General features: G+C 42.3%; 10 protein-coding genes. 8 read left to right on the top strand and 2 right to left on the bottom strand.

What is annotated here, in order from left to right:
- Positions 1 to 34: 34 nt before the first annotated feature.
- The 3 genes from L1286_RS08950 to L1286_RS08940 are packed head-to-tail and all read left to right on the top strand — an operon-like array spanning position 35 to position 4,518.
- On the top strand, positions 35 to 1,288 hold the full coding sequence (locus tag L1286_RS08950; protein ID WP_235406562.1) for an efflux RND transporter periplasmic adaptor subunit: 1,254 nt from the start codon (positions 35 to 37) through the stop codon (positions 1,286 to 1,288).
- Between the two features lie 9 nt (positions 1,289 to 1,297).
- Complete coding sequence (locus tag L1286_RS08945) at positions 1,298 to 2,026, top strand: ABC transporter ATP-binding protein (RefSeq protein WP_235406561.1); 729 nt, start codon at positions 1,298 to 1,300, stop codon at positions 2,024 to 2,026.
- 11 nt (positions 2,027 to 2,037) lie between these two features.
- Positions 2,038 to 4,518: an ABC transporter permease gene (locus L1286_RS08940; RefSeq protein WP_235406560.1), complete on the top strand. Its 2,481-nt coding sequence runs from the start codon at positions 2,038 to 2,040 to the stop codon at positions 4,516 to 4,518.
- A gap of 639 nt (positions 4,519 to 5,157) precedes the next feature.
- On the opposite strand, the gene L1286_RS08935 is transcribed toward L1286_RS08940, so the two are convergent.
- Together L1286_RS08935 and L1286_RS08930 are read right to left on the bottom strand one after the other, a co-directional pair.
- Positions 5,158 to 5,556 (bottom strand): hypothetical protein, encoded by a 399-nt coding sequence (locus tag L1286_RS08935; protein WP_235406559.1) that lies wholly within the window; start codon positions 5,554 to 5,556, stop codon positions 5,158 to 5,160.
- A gap of 66 nt (positions 5,557 to 5,622) precedes the next feature.
- A complete protein-coding gene (locus tag L1286_RS08930) occupies positions 5,623 to 6,270 on the bottom strand; it encodes a dioxygenase family protein (protein WP_235406558.1) in 648 nt (215 codons plus the stop codon).
- A 1,187-nt stretch (positions 6,271 to 7,457) separates the two neighbouring features.
- On the opposite strand from L1286_RS08930, the gene L1286_RS08925 reads away from it, so the two are divergent.
- The 5 genes from L1286_RS08925 (at position 7,458) to L1286_RS08905 (ending at position 23,484) form a co-directional block, all read left to right on the top strand.
- Positions 7,458 to 7,949 (top strand): VOC family protein, encoded by a 492-nt coding sequence (locus L1286_RS08925; RefSeq protein WP_235406557.1) that lies wholly within the window; start codon positions 7,458 to 7,460, stop codon positions 7,947 to 7,949.
- Between the two features lie 2 nt (positions 7,950 to 7,951).
- Entirely contained in the window at positions 7,952 to 9,952 is a 2,001-nt protein-coding gene (locus L1286_RS08920; protein ID WP_235406556.1) for a fatty acyl-AMP ligase, read from the top strand.
- A complete protein-coding gene (locus L1286_RS08915) occupies positions 9,949 to 13,326 on the top strand; it encodes a non-ribosomal peptide synthetase (RefSeq protein WP_235406555.1) in 3,378 nt (1,125 codons plus the stop codon). The genes L1286_RS08920 and L1286_RS08915 overlap by 4 nt, the downstream gene beginning before the upstream one ends.
- A 2-nt stretch (positions 13,327 to 13,328) precedes the next feature.
- Positions 13,329 to 14,987, top strand: coding sequence for a cyclic peptide export ABC transporter (locus L1286_RS08910; RefSeq protein WP_235406554.1), 1,659 nt, complete (start codon positions 13,329 to 13,331; stop codon positions 14,985 to 14,987).
- A 94-nt stretch (positions 14,988 to 15,081) separates the two neighbouring features.
- Complete coding sequence (locus L1286_RS08905; RefSeq protein WP_235406553.1) at positions 15,082 to 23,484, top strand: non-ribosomal peptide synthetase; 8,403 nt, start codon at positions 15,082 to 15,084, stop codon at positions 23,482 to 23,484.

Genomic DNA, 23,484 nt, shown 5'->3' with positions numbered 1-23,484 from the left:
CTTAAACGCAAAGAATAATGATGATGAGTTGATTATGGATATAGTTCGCAAAAAGAAAAATAAAACAAACAAGAAAGCAATCAGCATTGGTGCATTGGTAGTCGCAACATTTGTTGGCTTCCTATTTTTATTTAATACAAGCAATGCGTCTTACTTAGTAGACAAAAATAGCTTATTAATCGGAACAGTTGAGCGCGGAGATTTAAACATTACGGTGCGTGGCACAGGTGTGATGGTGCCAAAAGACATTCGTTGGATTGCGACTAACGTGCCAGGGCGCGTAGAACGTATCCTTAAAAAGGCGGGGGCTGTTGTCAAGAAAGGGGACTTGCTATTTGAACTAAGTAACCCTCAATTACAGCAACAGCTAGCTGAAGCGAAATGGGAGTTACAAGCATTAGAGTCCGAAACGCGTGCGCGCCGTGTTGCTTTAGAATCTGAATTACTTGACCAAGAAATTGCGGTCATGAATGAAAAGCTAAACTTTGAAAGGAGTCAGTTGACTTTAAATGCTCAAAAAGAGCTATTTGACCAAGGGTTTGATGCCATCTCAAAAATTGACTTTGAAGAAGTAAAAATGAATGTGCATCAATATGAGCAACGTTGGACCCTTGAGCAACAGCGTTTAGATAAGCGTCGTGAAAACTTACAAGCGCAGATTGATGCGAGTGAAGCGCGCCTTAATATGATGTTGAGAAGCGTGGAGCGCATCGAACAACAGGTTGCAAACCTAAAAGTCACGGCAACAATGGACAGCATTGTACAAGAAATGCCGATGGAGTTAGGTCAAGAAGTAAATGCAGGTACAAACTTAGCACTGTTGGCACGTAGCGACCTATATATTGCAGAGTTACGTATTCCAGAGAAGCTAATTAAAGATGTCGTTGTTGGTCAAAGTGTATTATTGGATACTCGCAGCAGCAAAATTGAGGGTAAGGTACAGCGTATTGACCCGACGGTTGTAAACAGCTCTGTTCAGGTAGACATTGAACTAGTCGGTGATTTGCCTAAAGAAGTTCGCCCAGAGTTAACCGTTGATGGTGTTATTGAAATTAACACGATACCTAACACGCTATTTGTGAAGCGACCAATGTTTGCAAACAGCTTTAGCCAGTCAAATGTGTATCGTATAGATAACAAAGGCCAGCATGCTGATATGCAAGCAGTGAGATTTGGACACATGTCTACACAGTACATCCAAATTGAACAAGGGCTAAATGAAGGACAGCGCATCATTGTGTCAGACGCATCTGCTTGGGAACAACATAAACAAATTCGTATCAATTAGGGGAAAGACATGAACAACACAAATAATCAAAAGGTCTTAGTTGAACTGAAAGATTTAACCAAAGTATTTTATACTGATGATGTTGAGACAAGTGCACTAAAAAACATTAACCTGAAGATCCATGAAGGGGACTTCTTATCCATTACAGGACCTTCAGGGTGCGGCAAGTCAACGTTGCTGTCGTTACTCGGCTTGCTAGATACACCCACAGGCGGGCTGTATCAACTCGCAGGGCACGATGCTTCGGATATTGATTCAGATGAGCGAGCACGCATTAGAAATAAAGAGATTGGTTTTGTATTTCAGTCGTTCAACTTAATCAGTGATTTAACCGTGGCAGAGAACATCGAACTGCCATTGACTTACAGAACAGATTTATCAAAGAACGAGCGTTTAGAGATGGTACGTGTGTCACTTGAAAAAGTAGATATGGCACACCGTGCGAGCCACTATCCTTCGCAATTGTCAGGTGGTCAACAGCAGCGTGTTGCGGTTGCCAGAGCGATTGCAGGTAAACCCGCAATTATCTTAGCGGATGAGCCAACAGGTAACTTAGACTCGAAAAATGCAGAATCAGTCATGGCGCTACTAGAAGGATTAAATGAAGATGGCGCAACGATTTGCATGGTTACCCATGACCCAGCATCTGCAGCACGAACACAACGTGTGATTGAAGTTTTCGATGGTGAGGTTATTTCTGATAAATACAACTCTGTGCCTACATCGGTTGCGGTATAAAGGAAATAGCCATGTCATTTTGGATTGATATTAAATATGCGTTTAGGCTTTTAATGAAAAAGCCGATATTCTCTATCACGTCGGTACTAATTGTTGCGATAGGGTTAGGTTTGACGGTCTATACTTATTCATTACTTTCTCAACTGATTTTTAAACCTTTGACGATGCAAGGCAACACACCTTTGGTTGCGATTGAAGGTGAATTTAGAGAAGCACATGGACGAGGTCAAAGAACGGACCCATACCATTTGAATCACATCAGTGAACAATCAAGATTGATTGAAAGAATGAGTGTGTATAGAACTGGCACTACCATTATTAGTGGGTTAGGGAATGATATCGGTTCTAGAAAGTTGCACTCAAGCTACAGCCAATGGAATTTATTTGAAGTAGCCGGTGTACAACCTCAAATGGGACGAGGGTTTAGCCCAGCTGATCAAGAGGTTGGTGCTGAGCCTGTGATTGTCTTAAGTCATGATGTATGGACCAAATACCTGGGTAAAAATCCTGACATTATCGGGTCTAACATTAGAGTAAATGGAGTGCCAAAGCGTGTGATTGGGGTGATGCCTGCTGGGTTTTCATTTCCGTCTATGGCGCAAGTGTGGGAACCTCTACTCATAACTCAGCAGCAGCCAGCCGTTCCATCAGATGCTTACGGTGACTCAATGTATGGGGTTGCAAGATTAAAAGAGCGTGTATCTATAGAGCAATTTCAACAAGAGCTAAAAGGTCTACTTCAGCAGCAGTTTCAATCTTTGTCACAAAAGTTTGCTTGGCGAGCTTCGTCGCCTGGCGGTTATATCAGAGCGTTTCCATATAAGTTAACAAATGACAGTGTTGCTAATCACTATACGATATTTGTTGCGATGCTGGTGGTCGTGGCACTCATTCTATTCTTAACTTGTATTAACGTGGGTAACCTCCTGCTGGCACGGGTCAATGAGCGTATCAAAGAAGTGGCGATTCGTATCGCATTGGGTATTCCGAAAAAGCGCCTGATTCTTCAAATGTTATGGGAAAGTCTGTTTATTTGTATCATTGGTGGCCTCGTGGCTTGGTTGTTTGCATTGATGGGGGTACGCGTTACAAATGCTGTGTTCGACCAAATCTTTGCAGTGAGTGATGCAAGACCATTTTGGTGGTACCTAAGCTTAAACTTTGATGCTGCGATGGTGTTGGTGGCGGCAGTTGTATTTATGATTGTTGTGACGGGCTTTATCCCAGCTTGGCGTGCTTTGTCAGGAGATGTGAACTCTGTCTTGAGAGATGGTACTCGCGGGGCGTTGGGTAAAAAAGCTGGCCGTGCTAACAAAGCCTTAGTCGTGACTGAGATTGCGTTGTCTTCGGTTGTATTGGTCGTGGCAACAGTATTACTCTATACCAGCTACTCTTCTCAAAATGCAGATTATGGTGTCGACACTGAAAACCGAATTACGGCGCAGTTGCTACTACCCACCAGTACTTATCCACGGGATCCACGTGATAAGCGCAACGACTTTTATTACCAGCTAAAAGATAACTTGGAGCAAAACTCGAACATTAATCAAGTTGCCTATTTTACCAGTTTACCCGGTACAGGTGGCGGGAGTTCGCATTTTGAAATTCAAGGCAAAGAAGCCTTGGTATATAACGAAAACCCAATGTGGAACTTTGAGCTAGTCAGCCGTGGCGCTTGGGATGCCGTTGGCATGGAAATTATCGAAGGTCGAGATTTTGATATTCGAGACTTAGAAAATGGTGGCTCCCCGGCAATCATTAATGAGTCAATGGCACGTGATCTATTTCCTAATGGTGATGCGATTGGACAACGTGTGCGTACGGTTGATGAAGGCGATTGGCATACAGAGTGGCGAACTATTATTGGAATTGTCTCTGACAGTGTCCATGGCCCAACGATGAAAGCAACAAGTGCATGGCATACCGGTTATGGCGTCATGGATTTACGTTCGTGGACGATGGAGATGGTGGTGCATTACTCTGGCTCTCAAGCGCAAGCTGAAGCAATACTACGTGAAACTATCGCGGGAATGGACCCTGATGTTACCGTTCACTATGTACAAAGCTATGATAAGCTGATTTCACAGCCAATGCAGCTTGTGAATGCGGTGAATACCATTTTCTTGTGGTGTGGTTTAGTTGCTTTGTTCTTAGCTGCCAGTGGTATTTATGCGGTATCTGCGAACAGTATTACGCTTAGAAGCCAAGAAATTGCGACTCGAAGAGCCTTAGGCGCGAGCAATAGTCGCGTGATTAATTTGTTTATGAAAGAAGCCGGCTTGCAGCTAATGGCTGGTTTGATTGCTGGTATCTGTCTATCTCTTTGGGTGGTTAACCAAATATCACAATCCATGCTGATTGGCGGAGATGGTTATATTATCGGCCTAGTGGGTATTCCGGTGTTTATTACCCTGATGGTACTGACGGCAACCTATATACCATGCAGAAAGATTACGTCACAAGAGCCGAGCGAGGGCTTAAGACAGATTTAATTTTTCTAGTCAATATTACTCTTGAGGATCAAAGCGGCCTTATGCATTAGGGTCGCTTTTTTATATTGTGCTTACTCTGTAAGTTGTCGCTGCACTTCATCCACTTCCCTGTCATCGTGCCCGATTGGCTCTTGTATCTTAGATAAACTTCTAGTGCTACATGTGCAATATATAATGACTGCGTTAATGCCGCTGTATTGACAACACAAGCGATGTTCTCAGGCTACTTCAAAATTACCTTGCGAGCGCAGAGGAGTTTACTTTGAGTTGAAGTGTCGGGAGTGTGCGTGGCTATGGCTATGGCTATGGCTATGGCTATGGCGCAATATGCGAGCGGCTTCTGATTTACCCTATTGCAGCAAAACGAGCACCACCTAAATAAATTGGATAACAGGTGAGGCTAAAATGCGCATAGGTGGGCTATGGTATCAATACTGGGCGCAGCAAGGTATATACGGCGCAATCGCCTTTATAAAGACAACACGTTCTAAACTGCCCCCTTAATCCACGGTGTACTAAGCTTTTTCGCTTATTAAAGGAAATGTTTCTTGCATCATTAAAAGGAAGAGCAGTGGGGAGAGGAAAAAAAGGGCGATACAGTGTTTAAACTGTATCGCCCTATAAGGGTGTTTATGAGTATTAATTTGTGGCGGCTTTATTTACATTTGCTCTGTTTACCAGTCCAATTGTAATTAATGCACCGACTGCACCCCCTGCAATTTTTGCTAGGTGCTTAACGAAGTATTCCATATCGTAGTCGTTTTGAAATAGCCCAGCAAGTTCAGCGGAGACACTGATAATGACATAAACTAGCACAGTCCATATCCCAACCAGTATGCCATTCACCAATTGATCTTTTTGCAACTTAAAGCAGACAATAAATGCTGCAATGAGCGCTGCAAAGAACAATCCCACCGAAACTGACTCATGCGTGAGAGGTAATTTAAAAAAAGCCGGGTTGATAAAGCTTAAGAAGACAATAGCCAACACTTCAATCAAAAAGCCCACTATTAGAATTCTTCCCCATTGTATATTCATTTTATATTCCTAGTTTATTGTCTTATATCAATAACGTCGGCTTTGGCAAGCCGATGAAGTGCTTCCTTATATTTTTTGAATGATGAAGTTGAACTGATACTGTGGGATACCTTCAGGTGAATCTTTTAGTTTCTTGGCCGTCATCAATGCAGTCTCTTTTTCTGTTCTTTCTAGAATCAGTGGATCATCTGCATTCGCTGGATGATTCGGGAAATACATCTGAGTCAACAATGATTTGTAACCGTTTTTACTGATCTTAAAGTGGATATGCGCTGTGCGGATCATGTCGGTCCCTTCGATAGGATACAGCCCAGGCATAATCGTTTTGATTTTATAGTCACCTTTGCTACCGCTTTTGAGTATCGCCCATGGTTGAAAGTTTTCGTCTATAGGCTTAGGGTTTGGATCATGCGGGTGATGATATTTACCATAGGTATTCGCCTGCCATAGGTCTACTGTAACGCCTTCAATTGGGTTGAGGTTTTGGTCTAACACTTGACCAAACACTTCAATAATCTCACCTTTTGCTACACCTGACTTACCTTTTACACGGGTTAAGTCTGCATCTTTGTCATCTAGCGGTGTAATTGGGTAGTAAGGTCCTTCCATTTCGCTTGGTGTAATATCTTGGGCTTGAACTTTTGCTCCAATAACAGCGGCAGACGTACCAATGGCTAGTTTTTTAATAAAGCTTCGGCGCTCAGTAGGTTTCATTTTTTCTCCAATTATTTTTATAATATTATCCTAATAAACCAAAAGTGAGGGTTACTACAATACGAATGGTTTATTGTTGCCTCTTTTAAGACATCTCTGTTTTACTTGCTCATACCCATACTGCGGCACATCATGCCTTGGTTATGATTATGGTTGTTATATTAATTACCTGTGACCTATTAGTTATTCACTGAACTCGACGGTATACCAAACGCAATTTAACTTGGTTTGAATACTGAAGATGAATATCGTCTCAACAGTTTTTGACGAGACTTAACGCTGGTCTATGGATTTAGTACTCCTACAATTGGAGATAAAAATCAAAGTAATGCGTAGTATACTGATATTCATAAAACTTACTTATAGCTGCATAAAACTTAGATTTGGCTATATATGCACTATAAATTATTCTTTTATTCAGGTTTTAGAACAGTGTTATTACTATATTTTGGTAACTTTTTTACCTTAACACCAAATTATGTTGATAGTCCATACTCAAAATAAAAAAATTAATTTCTAACCGAACTGCATTGAGCAAAGTGGTATATAGCGCCTGTCAGGGGCTAGTTTATTACAGACTTAAGACGAAATATTCGCTGACTATTGAACTAAAAGCAATTCCTTAGTCTTGACCACTTCTTATGTTCTGAGTTAGCATCTGAAAAGAGCTAACATAACAATAAATATAAACCATAAAGGCTAAAGACAACCTGTTGGCTCAATAAAATTATTTTACTCAATTCTCTATTCACCATGTGTGGCTACAGGCTTACTGTATTCAAACAGTTTATAGCGCTATTTCCATACTGTCGAATTCAGAGTAAATAGGTGGCTAAAACTTGTCAGGGACCTACTGAGTCTTCGATTCAGCAGCCCTTTGCAGGCAGCGGCCATGACCGAAGTAAGCTGTACTTAGTGAGATATCACCGCATCTAAATAATATAGTGATATAACAATATGAGATGCATGTCTCACGTGTGAGATGGGAGCAAATCGAACAAAGGGGATACTTAGGATACAAATGACACAAAATAGATAATTCTAGAAGGATCGATGCCCTTGTTTTATCGAAGATCCATACTTTGAGCTGTATAGATAAGTCTAAGTTGTCATATGTGTGCAAGTAGCAATGAACCTGTTTTTAGTTGTTACCTAGGGATAAACTTAAATAAATAAGAACATTCGTAATGAAAAATTTATATAAACTTCCAGCAAGAATTGACCACATAGCAATTGCTGTTATGGATTTAGAAGAAGCGTTATTTTTATATCAAGGGCTTTTGGGCTTTGAGTTGGTTCAAAAACGAGAAATCAAAGGAGAGTTTTCAGGTATGCACTCTGCGGAGTTAAGTGCCCATGGTTTTAATATTGTGTTGATTCAAGGTGTCGATGAAAATTCACAAGTTAGTCAGTATGTGAAGCAATATGGCCCTGGGGTTCAACACATTGCAATTGAAGTAGAAGACATGGATAAGCTCGTTTCTACTTTAGAAAACAAAGGTATGGAGTTTGCAACAAAAATTATAAACGGAAAGAACTTAATGCAAATCTTTACCAAACGAAATCCCAACTGTGGAATGATGATTGAATTTATTAAAAAACAACAAATCGACTCTAGGTTTGAGAAAAACAATATTCAAGACCTTTTCCAACAACTAGAAGCTAGCGGAGCTTATTAAGAATGCGAGATGTAAAAAATATTATCGAGTGTTTGCAAAAAAATGCACTTGAAAAACCAGATGAAGTCGCATACGAATTTATTGTTAATTTAGACTTGCCTACTAAAACAATTACTTATGGTCAACTATTTGAAGACGTCACACAAATTGCTAAAAACCTCCTTTTAAGAGTAGAACCTGGTGATTGTGTCTTATTACTCTTTCCGCCAAGCATAGATTACATCAAAGCATTTTTTGCGTGTGTCATTGCCGGCGTCGTTGCCATTCCACTTTACCCACCCAAAAAAAATAGTAAATCAGATAAGGTTTTCACCGTCGCAAAAGCGTCGCAAGCAAGGTTTGCACTGACTACAGAGAAAGAGTTACCGCTTATTTCACAATTCTGGTCAGAGAATAGCGAAGTTGCGGTTAAATTTGTGAGTACCGACGAGTTAGAACAAGCGCAAGGGGGAGGCGATATCTCGCTGCCCAATATTGACAAGGATAAACCCGCCTTTTTGCAATACACGTCTGGTTCAACTGGCAACCCAAAAGGGGTCATTATCACGCAAGGTAATATTTTGGCTAATACGAAGTACCTTGAGCGACTATCGGGTGCCCATGAGAAAGATGTATTTGTAAACTGGTTACCTTTGTTTCATGACCTTGGTTTGGTGACGACGATCTTGCTGCCAGCATACTTAGGCTGTAAGTCTGTGTTAATGGCGCCCGCAACGTTTGTGCGTAATCCCATCGTCTGGTTTAAAGCCATGACGCAATTTGGTGGCACTATCGGCGGCGCACCGAATTTTGCATTTGATCTTTGCACCGATAAGATTAGTGACGGTGATCTCGCCGACATTGACTTGTCTCAGTGGCGCATTGCATATAATGCTGCTGAGCCGGTCAAATATGAAACACTACGGAGATTCAGCGCACGTTTTGCGAGTGTGGGTTTCAATCAAGATAGCTTTTACCCAAGTTATGGTATGGCTGAGTCAACAGCCTTCATTACTGGCGGTCATGGCGATGACAAATTAGCCACCATCTCAATTAGCAAAAAAGCACTTGCTGAGAATCAAGTACAGCAAAACCCATCAGAGCTTGAAGATCAGGTCACTTTTGTTGGTAATGGTCTGACGGATCGTGAGCACAGCGTGAAAATCGTTGATGGTGATAAGCGTGATGTTGTTGCTGAAGGGGTGATTGGTGAAGTCTGGTTCTCAGGGCCAAGTGTGTCACCGGGCTATTGGCTTTTAGATGAGGTCTCAAAAGAAGCATTTGGCAACCAGTTACCTGACACGGGTGACACGAACTACCTCAATACGGGTGACCTTGGCTTTATTGTAGATAACCAACTATTTATTACAGGCCGTAAGAAAGACATTATCATTCTCAAAGGTAAAAACTATTACCCACAAGACATCGAAGCGACTATCAAATATTGTCACAACGATATCCATCCTGGCTATACCACTGCGTTTGAAGCAAATGGACAGCTGGTGGTCGTTACTGAAGTGAAAAGAACGGCATTGAGCTCACTAAAACCAGAACTACTGCTTCAAGAGATGGCGCGCAGTGTTTATGAACAGCACAGCGTATCAATTGACGATATTGTTTTAATTCCGCCATATAAAATTCCAATGACGTCGAGTGGTAAAGTTCGTCGTAAAGCAACAAAAGAACGTTACCTAACAGGTCAGCTACCAAGCTTGTTCCAAAAGCAACAATCTGAGCAAGTGACTGCACCAGAGAACGACATTGAAATTGCAGTGCATAAAATTTGGAGTGAGTGTTTGGCACAAGCCTCCATTTGTGTAAAACGCGGATTCTACGAGTTAGGCGGTGACTCAATTAAAGCACTTGAAATTGTTGATAAAGTACAACAAAAGTACAAGTCATTGCGGTTAGATGAAAATAAAGTATTGGAATGTGCATCGATCCGTGAAATGTCTCAGTTGATTGCTTTGGAAGAAATGAAAAATGCGCGTACAAACAACTTATCTGGAGCGATAAAATTATGATAGCTAAACAGCTTGTGTACGATCTGCATTTGCGTAACATTATCATCCAAAGTGAAGACAATGATCTGCTCATCACGGGGGATACCGATAATTTAACTGAACAAGATATCGAGAAGTTAAAGGCGTGCAAGGCAGACTTACTGGCATTGTTTGGACAGCAAAATGAAGGGGACTTAACCTTTCACTCCCAAGTAAACTCAGAGCAATATGAAGCGCCAGTCAGTAATTTACAGCAAAATATTCATTTTTTAGAATCGCTTTCGCAAGAGCAAAATTTTTACAATGTCCCTGTTGCATTTCGATTGACAGGCGAGCTTGAAGAAGCTGCATTGACGCAAGCTATCGCGTATCTGTGTGAGCGATTCCATATTTTGAGAACGGTATATCAGTATAAAGGCAGTGAACTTGTTCAAATTGTGGAGCCTTTTGAACGGGCGAAAGTGCCGTTTGAGGTGATGGAGGTTCCAACAGAGCAGTTAGCACATTGCCTCCGTCAAGAGGCAGACCACAACTTTGATTTAGCTGAGCAATGGCCAATCAGATGTGTGTTATTGCGTTCAGGAGATGAACAGATCCTGAGCCTAAACCTGCACCATATAGCAATAGATGGATACTCAGCAAAGCTTATTATTAACGCACTTAGCGAAGCATACGACTTCTATCACTCGTCAGATAACGTGACTGAAATAACTGGGGAGGTATTCTCTGCACCGCAGTATGCGGATTACGCATTGTGGCACAAAGCATATCTAAATAGTGCGGCGTGTGAAGAGGCGCGTAAATACTGGTTTGATTTATTAGAAGGTGCGCCCAGCTGTCATAATTTCCCTTTGGAGTTTGCACGTCCTTCGACCATGTCTGTTGAAGGGGATAATCTCAGCTATCAAGTTGAAGGTGTTTTACTCTCTAAAATTAAGCGCTTCGCTAAGCAGAAGAACGTATCGACTTTCTTAGCGCTGCAATCACTTTTCGCAGGCTTTATGGCGCGTTTGGGTGATGAAAGTGAGTTAGTGATGAGCTCTGTCTATGCGAATCGTGTACCTAGTGATTTTAAAAACACCATTGGTATGTTCGCAAACACCATTCCATTTCGCTATCAGTTTGACGAAAATACGGATGTAAATCACTTAATTGAGAGCACTCGCGTTCAGCACCAAGCAGCCTTAAAGTATCAGCAATTACCATTTGAAATGATGCTAGAGGGTTTGAATATTGACCGAGATCCATCCTACAACCCTTTGGTACAAATGCAGTTTGTACTACAAGAAGACGCAATAAATGGACTCGCTCTGAATGCACTCGAGACCGAAGTGATCAGTAACCGTCAAGCCGTTGCTAAGTTTGACTTTTCAGTGCACGTGTCAATCTTAAAGGAAAGCATTAAGATTGATTGGGAATTCAATACGAATCTGTTTAGCCGCGCTCGCATAGAGACTTTGCTTGATTACTATTTAGCATTTGTAGAGCACCATGTTCAGAGCGAATTTGGCAAGGTTTTACACTATGAATTTGACTTGGGCGATTTACAGCGCCCGGTAAGTAAAGCTGACTTTAATACCTATTTGAGCAACCCTGAACTAATAGAGCAATATGCCACGTCGCAACCTGATGCAATCGCGGTGACCGATGGTACCAATAGTTTGACATACCGTGAATTGACGAACAAAGCAAACCTATTGATTAGCGGCCTGCAGCAACAAGGGGTTAGCTTCGGTCAGCGTGTTGCGGTATATATGGACAAATCGCTAAATCAAGTCGTGACCATGTATGCGATGATGCGCGCAGGTTTTGTGTATGTACCGCTTGATCCAAGCTATCCTGCAGAGCGATTGGCATATATTTGCGATAATTCAGATGCCAAAGTATTAATTCATGCCACCACGCAGATACCCTCAGCAGCCATTGCTGGAAAAATTACAAAAGCAGATTACGACACCTTGCTTGCACAAGGAGGCGAAGCGACGCTACCAACACTGACAGAGTCGGACCCTGCCTATATCATTTATACTTCGGGGTCGACTGGTAAACCTAAAGGTGTTGTTGTCCCACATGGCAGTATTTACTACTCTTTACAGGCTAATCGTAAAGTATATAACTACCAAACAGCAGACATCATGCCAACCGTTGGCTCTCAAGCTTTTGGTGTGTCATTACTAGAGACTTTTGTCCCATTGGTGTCTGGTGGTACGGTGAAAGTGCTGAATAAATCAGATGTCACAGATATCAATCAACTGATTGAAAGAACCCAAGATGTAACTGTTATGCATATGGTACCGAGTCTGATGGCACAGTGGCTAGATCAAATAGAGTCCGACCAGACGCGCTATCCGAAATTAAGGTTATTGCTCGTTGGGGCAGAGCCGGTACCGCCTATTTTACTAAAAAGGTTGACAGCTTGGCGCGCCGATGTGGTGGTGCGAGTATTGTACGGTATGACCGAGTCTTCCGTGGTGAGCAGCGGTTATTTGTCCCATGAACACGATGGCAATGGGTATAGTGTTGGCAAGCCACATCCCAACATGAAGTTTTATACGATGAACCGTCTCGGTATCGTGCAACCTGTTGGGGTATCTGGCGAATTATATGTGGGTGGTCTTTCCTTAGCGCACGGCTATGTAGGGTTGCCTGAGTTGACTGATGAAAAGTTCATCTTCAACAAAAGGCTCAATGAGCGACTATACAAAACGGGAGATCGCGCAAAATTACTCCCCACGGGACACTTTGAATTTATGGGTCGAGTTGACCATCAAGTCAGTCTACGTGGCATACGTATTGAAACCGGTGAAATTGAGAGCTTGGCGAATCAAGTTGATGCGGTTAAAAAGTGCATTGCACATGTGGTGCCGCTGGAAAATGGCGACAGTAAATTTGTGCTGTATTACACGGTGTATGACGTCGATGCAAAAGGTGATATTGAAGGGCAAATCAAGGCAGTATTGGCTCAAAGTATCCCTGAATCAATGCGTCCGTCCGTGTATGTGAAGTTAGATGCATTTCCGCATAACCCAAATGGTAAGGTAGATCGCAATAAGCTACCCAAGCCGACAAGTCAGTCGAGTTGTATGCCGCCGCAAAGTGACACTGAAAGATATTTACATACTTTGTGGTGCTCAATGCTTGAGCTAGAACAGATATCGATTGTCGATAGCTTTTTTGAACTTGGTGGGCATTCTCTGATGGCGACTAAGTTAATTAATAATATCAACGAGCACTTCGAGATCAATCTACCATTGAGACGCTTCTTCGAGGCTTCAACGATTCAACAGTGTGGACAAGTGATTGATGATGAAGTCGAAACGCACTCGTTGAGTGCATCGGTTATCAAAGGTGATCTTGATGAGATGCAAGGGGAGGTTGACGAGTTCGTCATATAACTATGAATTCAACTAATTATCTTACGTTACGGAGGCTGCTTTTAAGCGGCTCTCCCAAGAAACTCTGCCTAGCAGTGATTTTAAGTGTGTTGTCCGGTGCGCTTTATGCGCTGATCATTCCGACTATTTTGTCGGGACTCAGTGATGACCATCAATTTATTCTCGGAGACGAACATAAAGAGCATGTGCAAACGTGGTTCTTCTTACTGATATTTTGTGTCCTGTTGACCAAAGCCAGTTCGGTGATTTTGGTGAATAATTTGGCGAAAACAGCGGTGGCCAAACTGAGAATTGATTTATCTAAAAAGATTAATGCCATGGAGGTAAGCCAAGTTGAAAAAATGGGGTTACCGAAAATGCTGAATATGCTCACAGAAGACATGAGCCGCATTACCGGCGCAGCATTGGCTGTGCCCATGGTGTTGGTATCTGGTGTCACGGCATTGGGTATGCTTGCTTATTTGTCTATTCTTGATTTTAAAATATTTATGTTTACGATTTTGGGGATTGTAGTAGGGTTATTCTTGTTTCAATTCCCTGTCAGCAGAACTAAAAAGTACTACAGTAAGTCAAGAGATCTTAAAGACACAATGCAAAATGGCTTTCGAGGTCTCATTTATGGTGTTTATGAGCTGAAGCTCAATAAAGACAAGTCGACACGCTTTTTAGAAAAAGAAATCAGTAAACCAACGGTTGAATCACTTAAAAACGAAAAAAAAGGCGACTTTATAATCCATATTGCGGGAAATGCGAGCGAAATACTGTGCTTTTTTGCAATAGGTATGGTAGTGTTTCTTTTACCGAAAGGCGCTGACTTTCAACATCAGAATTTATATGGTGTTGTCATGGCGTTGCTCTATATAACAGGACCTATAGCAAGCATTTTAGACTTAATGCAGAGGCTAAAGTTCGGTGAGATTTCAATTAATAAAATAAATGAGCTTTACGCAATTGATGTTTCAGAGTATCAGTCAAAAGTTCAAATAAATAAAGATTGGAAGCACCTTAACCTTAAAAACATTAAGTATAGTTACGAATCAAGTGACCATAGCTTTTCTATAGGAACGATTGATTTAACGATTCGTCGTGGTGAAACCTGTTTTGTTGTCGGTGGTAATGGTTCTGGTAAATCAACGTTAAGCAAAGTAGTGTCGTTGCACTACCTACCAAATGAAGGTCATGTTCTATTTGATGATCAGGTGGTTGATAAGGATAGTATTACATCCGCGCGTGAACGTTTGTTTGTAATATATTCAGATTACTTTTTGTTTAATACGGTTTATAAAGAGCTCACAGAAAAAGATCTCAGTTTGATAGATAAATATTTAAAGCTATTTAATCTATCTGGCAAAACGCAATTAATCGGTAATGACTTTACAACCGTCAAGTTATCAGATGGTCAACGTAGAAGGTTAGCGCTAATTGTTGCCTTGGTAGAGGACCGCGATATATATATCCTTGATGAATGGGCTGCTGATCAAGATCCTGAGTTTAAAGACCTTTACTACAGATTTGTTTTACCGGACTTAAAGCAACGAGGTAAAACGGTCATTGCAATTACCCATGATGACAGGTATTTCGATTGCTGTGACAGAGTAATAAAAATGGAAAATGGTTCGATACTAGAAAACTTTGAGCCAATAAAGCTGGAAGCTGGTTAAATAATAATTAATTTTTATCGTATCTCAGCCTTACTTTCTTTTTCTCGGGAGAAAAGTAAGGCTTATTTGCTTAAATAAATTTTGGTCACCTCAAATGAGTATTAGAAAAATAATAAATCAATGTGCTGAACTTGGTATCAAATTATCAAGTAAAGAAGGACACTTAAAGGTAGATGCACCGAAGGGTGCTATGACTCAATCACTGCTCGCCCAAATAAAGGAACACAAGCAAGGATTACTGGAATTTCTAAAGGAACATACTTCGGGGGCTCATAAGCATGAACTGAAAAATGCGTACCCTGATGTAAAGCAAGCTGCCTTGTCATCAGGCCAAAGCCAGATGTGGTTTTTGGATAATGTACACCAGTCAAGCGATACCTATCATTTTTACCGGGTTTTACATATCGATGGTGCGGTCTCTATTCCGATGTTAGAGGCGGCGTTCAATGAGGTTGTAGTCCGCCATTCTATCTTGCGCACCAATTATTTCGAAGTGGATGAGACACTACAGCAAGTGATCCAAGAGTCGTCTAATTTTAAGCTAGAAGCCATTAACTTAAGCGCGGAAAATGAGTCATCAACCGCTGTGACGCAAGCGCAAGCGGACTTTAAGCGTTGTGGCTTTGATTTAAAGCAAGACTGTATGCTGAAAGCGTTGTTAATTAAACTCAATGATGAAAGCTATCAGCTACACATAAAAATGCACCACATTGCATCTGATGGATGGTCTGTCGGAGTGATAGTGAAAGAGTTAAGCGACTTTTACGATATGCTATTATCCGAAGCCCGTACACTGCCAGGCATGCCTTACCAGTATATCGATTACGCAATTTGGCAGCAAAGTGAAGAGACGCAACAAGACATCAAAGACAATGTATCTTTCTTTAAAGAGTATCTAAAAGAGGCGCCTTCAGTTCACAGCCTACCCGTTAATAGCCAAGCTAGAACGGGATTGTCCAAAGCGACGACATTGGTGAGAAAACTATCAAAAGAGATGTCTGAAGCCATTAATGCATTTTGTCAGTTACATCGAATCACGCAGTTTAGTTTCCTCCAGTTTTGTATTTCCTTTGTGCTATCAAGGTATAGCAACAATAATGACATCGTGATGGGCGTACCTGTAGCGAATCGTACACAACAGGAGTTAAGTGATGTCGTCGGGTACTTTGTCAATACGTTGCCGATTAGAACCAAAATTCAAGGCGACACCCAAGTATTAGCAGCATTACAAGCGCACAATTTAAATGTATTGAGTGTTCTAGAAAAACAAAACGCGCCCTTTGATGAGATTGTTCAGCAAAGTGTCGTAGAGCGTTTTGACGCGATCTCCCCGCTTGTTCAGGTGCTGTTTTCACTGCAAAATAATGATATACCCGAACTCAATTTAGGTGATGCGAAAATTAAAGTGGCGTCACCACATGCTAACTTCACAGAACTTGATTTAGATATTGAATGTTTAGAAGAGAACCAGCAGCTGGTGGTTAATTGGACTTTTGCGCAGGGACTGTTCTCACCCACCTTAGTTGAGTCTATTGCGAAGAGTTTCGAGACAACATTAACTACAATGATGTCAGCAAATACACATCCGCTGAGAGAAATCGTGACGCAGCCCACCGAAACTCTGCAGTACTTAACAAGCGTACTTAACGATACCGGCGTAATGTATCCGCAAGAGGCTTGTATTCACACCATGTTTGAGGCTCAAGTGCTTGCGCATCCAGACCGCATTGCTGTTGAACATGATGGTCAGACGTTGACCTATCGTGAATTGAATGAAAAAGCGAATCAGGTTGCCCATTATTTAAGAGAAAAGCACGGTGTACAGCCTGATACATTGGTTGGTATTTGTATTGAACGTTCATTGGAAATGGCCATTGGGGTAATGGGGATATTAAAAGCGGGGGGAGCCTATGTCCCACTGGATCCTACTTATCCGCCAGAACGTTTAAACTACCTTTTGGACGATGCGCAGTTACATGTTGTTCTGAGCCAGACCACACTTGCAGAAACACTTGCACACTTTTCAGGCGTACTGGTTGCGCTCGATGGCATTGCAAAGACAGATACACATTTCTGTTCAGTGTATTGCTGTGAAAACATTGCGCCGAATAACATTGGCTTGACTGCGTCGCATATGGCGTATGTGATTTACACTTCAGGCTCTACTGGCAAACCAAAAGGTGTGATGGTTGAGCACGGCTCGGTTGTTAATTACCAAGAGCATGTAAAATCAGCATATGGTCTGAGTGAAAAAGATCATGTATTACAGTTTTCGAGTATCTCGTTTGATATTTTTGTTGAGGAATACTTTGGTGCGCTTTGCCAAGGTGCTCGCCTCGTATTGAGAGACGAAGGGTGTCAATTGGGCTTGGGTGCCTTCGCGGCTTTTTGTGATAAGCATGACATCAGCATAGTGAGCTTACCGACGGCATTCTGGGCGCAATTAGTTGCAGATCCTACCGCGGTTAGCTGTGCTAAATTGCGCACAGTCATTGTCGGTGGAGAAGCCTTATCTATCAACACCGTAACTCAGCATCAAAATCATTTTGGCGCTAAGGTCGCGCTCATTAACAGTTACGGCCCAACAGAGGGTACGGTGACAGCCACTAGCCATAAGGTATCTGAAAAGGATGCGTTATCTCACTCGATCACCATTGGTAAGGCCAACATTAACAATCAACTGTTTGTGCTGGATCAAGACAATGAACTAACGCCTTTAGGCGGGATTGGAGAATTACATATTGGCGGTGAAGGCGTTGCACGTGGGTACTTAAATCAGCCTGCGTTGACTGCGGAACGTTTTATTGCACACCCTTTGGCCAAGCCAGATGCACGTTCTTGTAAATTGTATAAAACAGGGGATTTGGTTCGCTATCTCGATGATGGCTGTTTAGAGTTTATCGGCCGTAAAGACGATCAAGTCAAAATTAGGGGGTTCAGGGTTGAGATTGGTGAGATAGAAACCCACCTTTCGCAGCTAGAGGGCGTGGATTCTGCTGTTGTATTGGTGAAAGAAAACGACGGGAGTAAGCAGTTAGTTGGCTATGTAAGGGCACAACACGAATCAAGTTTCTCTAGTGACAGCGATTTTATTGCGCGAGTACGTGCGCAGTTATCCGAACAACTACCTGAATATATGATTCCGGGTATGGTGATGGTGGTTTCGAATTGGCCACTTACATCCCATGGCAAAATTGATAAAAAAGCATTGCCAGAGCCTGATACGGCTTCACTATACAATGAGTATGTGGCGCCTAACAATGAAGTCGAAGTTCAGCTTGCAGATATCTGGGCTGATTTACTTAACCTAGATGTAAACACTGTGAGTACGACTGCGAACTTTTTTGAATTGGGAGGGCATTCGCTACTTTCAATCCGGTTGGTGTCAGAAGTACGTGCGAAATGTGGTGTTGAGATCTCTTTGCAGGATATTTTTGAAAACGCAACCATCGCGCAACTTGCTGAGGTTGTTTCAAACAGTGGTGAGGTGACAAGTTACCCTCCTATGACCGTGGTGGCAAGAGAAGAGCGGAGCTATCCCGTTTCATTTTCACAGCAACGTCTATGGTTTATTGACAATTTAAAAGGGGGGACGCCTGAGTACAATATGCCTATAGCGTTTAATGTGCGAGGGCGGTTTGATATTGCGGCGGCTGAGCAAGCATTTCTGACCATATTGTCACGTCATGAGGTGTTGAGAACCGTATATGAAGTGCACGCAGGTCAAGCAAGGCAACGTGTCATGGATGTCTCTGAGTTGCAGTTTAAATTACAGCAAGCAGACTTCAGTGATCTCACGGGTGAGATGTTAGCGTCTGCAATACAGCAGTTTGTTGAAACCGATGCCACAGTTGCTTTTGATTTGCAACAAGACACGATGCTACGCGCTTGTTACATCAAAGAGTCTGATACCTCAGGTATGTTGGTTTTTAATATGCACCACATTGCATCTGACGGGTGGTCAACAGAAGTTGTACTTAAAGAGTTTACTGAGCTCTACCAGGCCTACAAAGAAGGCAGAGCCTATGCACTCGCACCATTAAAATTTCAATATATTGATTTTACTCAGTGGCAGCGCGCTTATTTAACGGGTGATATACTCGAGACGCAAATCGATTATTGGACGGAACAACTGGCAGAGCTGCCGGTGGTACATAGTGTGCCGCTTGACTATGCGAGACCTGCGACGAAGCAACATGCGGGCGCTATAGTTAACGGGCATATTGCAGGCGACGTTGCAGATAAACTGTTGGCGGTTGCTCGCAAACACCAACTTACTCCCTTTATGCTTCTTCATGGTGCGCTATCTTTGCTGCTTGCACGTCATAGTAATAGTCATGATATTGTCATTGGCACACCCGTGGCAAACCGATTGGAAGAAAGTCTTGAGCCGCTTATTGGGTTTTTCGTCAATACACTGGTCCTGAGAGTGGATACTGAATATGAAAAGCTGTCCGACTACTTTGCCCATGTAAAATCTGTGCATCTAGCCGCTCAAAGTAATCAAGATATACCGTTTGAACAGCTGGTTGAACGTTTAAAAGTACCAAGAAGTGCAGCTCACAGCCCATTGTTCCAAATTATGATGACGACCAATACACAGTATGGCGTCTCCGAAGATGGTGGTTCAGATAGTGATGTCATTCAGCTTCCTGACGTTGAGTTGACGCCTTATGAGTCAAACTTTATTCAATCCAAATTCGATTTGGAAGTGGATTTAAATATCAGCGATGCTGGCCTCGATATCAATTGGAATTACGACACAAATTTATTTACTCAGGCACATATTGAACAATTGAATACGCATTTATGTCGTATGCTTACAGAGTTGAGTTTAATTGGTCAGGCGCTTGAAACTGCACCACACAGTTTGGCTATTCTGAGTTCAGAGGAAGCGCAACAACAGTTATTCGCTCTAAATGATACTGCCAAAACCTATTCGACAGACGTGTGTATGCAGCAGCTATTTGAAGCCCAAGTTGCAGCGCACCCAGACAACGTTGCCGTTTCATTCGAAGGTCAAGAGTTAACATATAAAGCATTGAATGAAAAAGCCAACCAAGTGGCGCATACGCTACGTGCAGAGTACGACGTGAAGCCAGATACCTTAGTCGGGTTGTGCACAGAGCGATCGCTCGAGATGGTGATTGGCATACTAGGGATATTGAAAGCTGGTGGTGCGTATGTGCCGCTAGACCCGAGTTATCCGCCTGAGCGCATCGGATATTTACTAGAAGATGCCAATCTTGATGTGGTATTGACGCATTCTCAGGTATCATCTGTGATGTCTCAGTTTAGTGGCGATATTATCTTATTGGATGGCCTTGGGACGTCAGAATCACATGCCTTTTCGAAGGCCGGTAATACCAATATCCGGATTGCAGATATTGGACTGACTGCTCAGCACCTCGCCTATGTTATCTATACTTCAGGGTCGACGGGCAAGCCAAAGGGGGTGATGGTTGAACACCAAGCGCTGCACAACCGTATTGAATGGATGCACAGCCAATATGGCCTAAATGCACATGACAAAATACTACAAAAAACCCCTTATAGCTTTGATGTGTCAGTTTGGGAATTTATCTGGACACTATGTTATGGTGCACAACTTGTTGTTGCTAAACCAGAAGGACATAAAGATCCCGAATATTTGTGTGCGTTAATCAATCAAGCACAGATCACTAAATTACATTTCGTGCCTTCTATGCTCGGTGTTATTTTACAAAGCGCCGCATTTAGACAGTGTCACAGTATACAGCAGGTGTTTTGTAGTGGGGAAGCATTGCAACAAGGCCACGTTACGCTGTTTAGAAGCACACTGCCAGATGCAGAGCTTCACAATTTGTACGGTCCTACTGAAGCGGCTATTGACGTCAGCTACTGGGATTGTGCAGGAGATATCAGCCAGAGCGTACCTATTGGCAAGCCCATTGATAATATTCAATTATTAATTTTGGATGCCAACATGAACATTGTACCTTTAGGGGCGGTAGGAGAGCTTCATATTGGTGGAGATGGCCTAGCGCGCGGGTATTTAAATAAGACACAATTAACGGCTGAGCGTTTTATAGAAAACCCTTACTACTCAGACCTTATTGCGAATAGTTCTCCAAGGTTATATAAAACTGGCGACTTAGCTCGAGTGCGCTTTGATGGTGAGATTGAGTATCAAGGCCGAACAGACCACCAGGTTAAAATTCGCGGTTTACGAATTGAACTCGGTGAAATCGAGCACCAAATAGGTGGACTGAATAACGTTGACTCAGCCTTAGTAACAACCACCGAACAGGCGGGCACCGTGCAGCTTGTGGCCTACATTAAACAAGGGCAAAAGCTGGGGGAAGATCATTCGCACTATATTAAAGAGTTAAAACGAGAACTGGCTAAAGCGGTGCCGATTTATATGGTCCCTGAGATCATTATTGTTGTGGATGAATGGCCGTTAACTGCCAACGGTAAAGTGAATCGCAGCGCCTTGCCCGCACCTGATAGCAACCTGTTGCAGGTGAAGTATGTCGCACCTCAGACCCAAGCGGAGCATGTCTTGGTCAATGTATGGTCTGAACTATTAAATATCCCAACAGACCGCGTGAGCACTTCCGCGAACTTTTTTGAACTAGGGGGGCACTCACTGTTGGTACCATCAATGCTTACACAGATGAGCCAGCTAGGCTATCAACTCGCGGCTGCAGACGTGTATAACGCGCAGACATTGAGCGCTATTGCTGAGCTAGCTGGACACAGTGTGGCGCAAGCGTCCCAGTATAGTCCGGTAAGTCTCGTGCCATCAGGCGCGACAAAGCTGACGCCTGACATGTTCGATTTGGTGGACCTTAACGAAACGAACTTAGCTCAGGCTGTTCAAGGAGTGGATGGTGGTATCTCGAATGTGAAAGACATATTACCATTATTGACGTTGCAACAAGGCTTCTTATTCCAGCATTTAGCAAACCCTGATCTTGACCCATACTGGCAATCAATTTATATGCAGGTTAAGGAAGATAAGCTGGATGAATTTATTGCGGCCTTAAATACGGTGATACAGCGCTACGATACACTGCGCAGTGTCTATAAATCAATGTACCCAATACCTGTATCAGTGATACTCAATGAGTATGCGCTTCGTGTTGACTACCATAGGTTGTCGGACAATGACGCATATGTGACACAGATGGAAGATCTCACGCATGATATGAGTATTGATAAGCTACCGCCTATTTTACTCGTAGTTGGTAAAACAAAGACAAACGTTTGTCATGTGAAGTTGATGACCCATCATTTAATGCTGGATCAGGTTGGGGCGGCCATTGTTTTAGAAGAAGTAAAAACAATTCTGGCAAATGGCTTAAAAGCTTTGACTAAACCTGTACCTCATCGTAGTATAGTGGCGTATCTATCTAAAATCGCTGATTATGATGTGGCAAAGCGCTTCTTTGAAGAAGCATTGCAAGGTGTAAATAAAACGACTTCTGTTGCAGGTATAACTCAAGATACATTCTCTCAAGAAATTAATACTCGAGAATTGTATATTGATACCGCAATCACTGAACAAGTGCGTGCGATATCCCAGCAATCGAATACATCGCCGGCAGTGTTTTTTCATACCGCATTTGCGATGTTAATGTCGATATTGTCAAATCAACGTGATGTTGTTTTTGGAAGTGTATTCTCTGGTAGGCAATCGGCACCCGCTGGCAGTGAAAAAGCGGTTGGTATGTTTATGAATACATTACCGTTTAGAGTGAAGTTTTCAGGTGATGATGCACATGTGCTATTTGAATCTGTAAAAGAAAGTTTGATGGGATACCTAGCTCACGAACATTTCCCGATGAATCACGCTAAACAATTGACTGAACTTGGCTCAAGTGACGCATTGATAAATGCCCTGTTCAACTTTAGGCGAGGGTTTGACACAGAACATAATACTGATGTGATAGAACAGATAAGCGACGCAGATAAAATGGGGGCGTCATCGCCACTGATTCTCGCGGTGACAGACAATGGGGATGATTTTCACGTCACGGTTAAAGCCGATAACCGTTTAAGTACGGATGCAATCGTTAACCTATTTAAACTGGCACTACTTGATTTAAGTAATGGCTTGTTAAACAAGGAAAAGACAACTTCTTTATTAAGTAAATTGGCAGGAATGCCTAGTAAAGCTCTATGGAAACAACATAAAGACCAGCGTGCCGAGCAGGTGGATGACACCAGCTTTGTCGCGAAAGAACTAAAAAAAATATGGACGCAAGTCTTTCAAATTGACAGTGAACAAATTGAAGTAAAAACAAGTTTTTGGGATTGTGCTAAATGTTTACATATCTCTGAATACGTTGAAGCATTAAATGCACGATTCGGGATCCAGGTAGACAGAAAAAGTGTGTTAACTAACCATACTTTTGAGCAGATGATCTCGTATACAACAAACATGTTTGTTTCACGGTCTATGAAAGAAAAGCAAAACAAAAGTAACATTAAAAAGTGCGGAGTAATTTAA

The organism is Pseudoalteromonas sp. SMS1 (assembly GCF_021530565.1).
Taxonomy (GTDB): domain Bacteria; phylum Pseudomonadota; class Gammaproteobacteria; order Enterobacterales; family Alteromonadaceae; genus Pseudoalteromonas.
This window is presented reverse-complemented; position numbering and strand designations above follow the sequence as displayed.

Bases quoted from the DNA above. Each gene is read 5' to 3' on its own strand.
- L1286_RS08905 (WP_235406553.1), top strand. From the start codon at position 15,082: ATGAGTATTAGAAAAATAATAAATCAATGTGCTGAACTTGGTATCAAA.
- L1286_RS08925 (WP_235406557.1), top strand. From the start codon at position 7,458: ATGAAAAATTTATATAAACTTCCAGCAAGAATTGACCACATAGCAATT.
- L1286_RS08910 (WP_235406554.1), top strand. From the start codon at position 13,329: ATGAATTCAACTAATTATCTTACGTTACGGAGGCTGCTTTTAAGCGGC.
- L1286_RS08950 (WP_235406562.1), top strand. From the start codon at position 35: ATGGATATAGTTCGCAAAAAGAAAAATAAAACAAACAAGAAAGCAATC.
- L1286_RS08940 (WP_235406560.1), top strand. From the start codon at position 2,038: ATGTCATTTTGGATTGATATTAAATATGCGTTTAGGCTTTTAATGAAA.
- L1286_RS08935 (WP_235406559.1), bottom strand. From the start codon at position 5,556: ATGAATATACAATGGGGAAGAATTCTAATAGTGGGCTTTTTGATTGAA.
- L1286_RS08930 (WP_235406558.1), bottom strand. From the start codon at position 6,270: ATGAAACCTACTGAGCGCCGAAGCTTTATTAAAAAACTAGCCATTGGT.
- L1286_RS08915 (WP_235406555.1), top strand. From the start codon at position 9,949: ATGATAGCTAAACAGCTTGTGTACGATCTGCATTTGCGTAACATTATC.
- L1286_RS08920 (WP_235406556.1), top strand. From the start codon at position 7,952: ATGCGAGATGTAAAAAATATTATCGAGTGTTTGCAAAAAAATGCACTT.
- L1286_RS08945 (WP_235406561.1), top strand. From the start codon at position 1,298: ATGAACAACACAAATAATCAAAAGGTCTTAGTTGAACTGAAAGATTTA.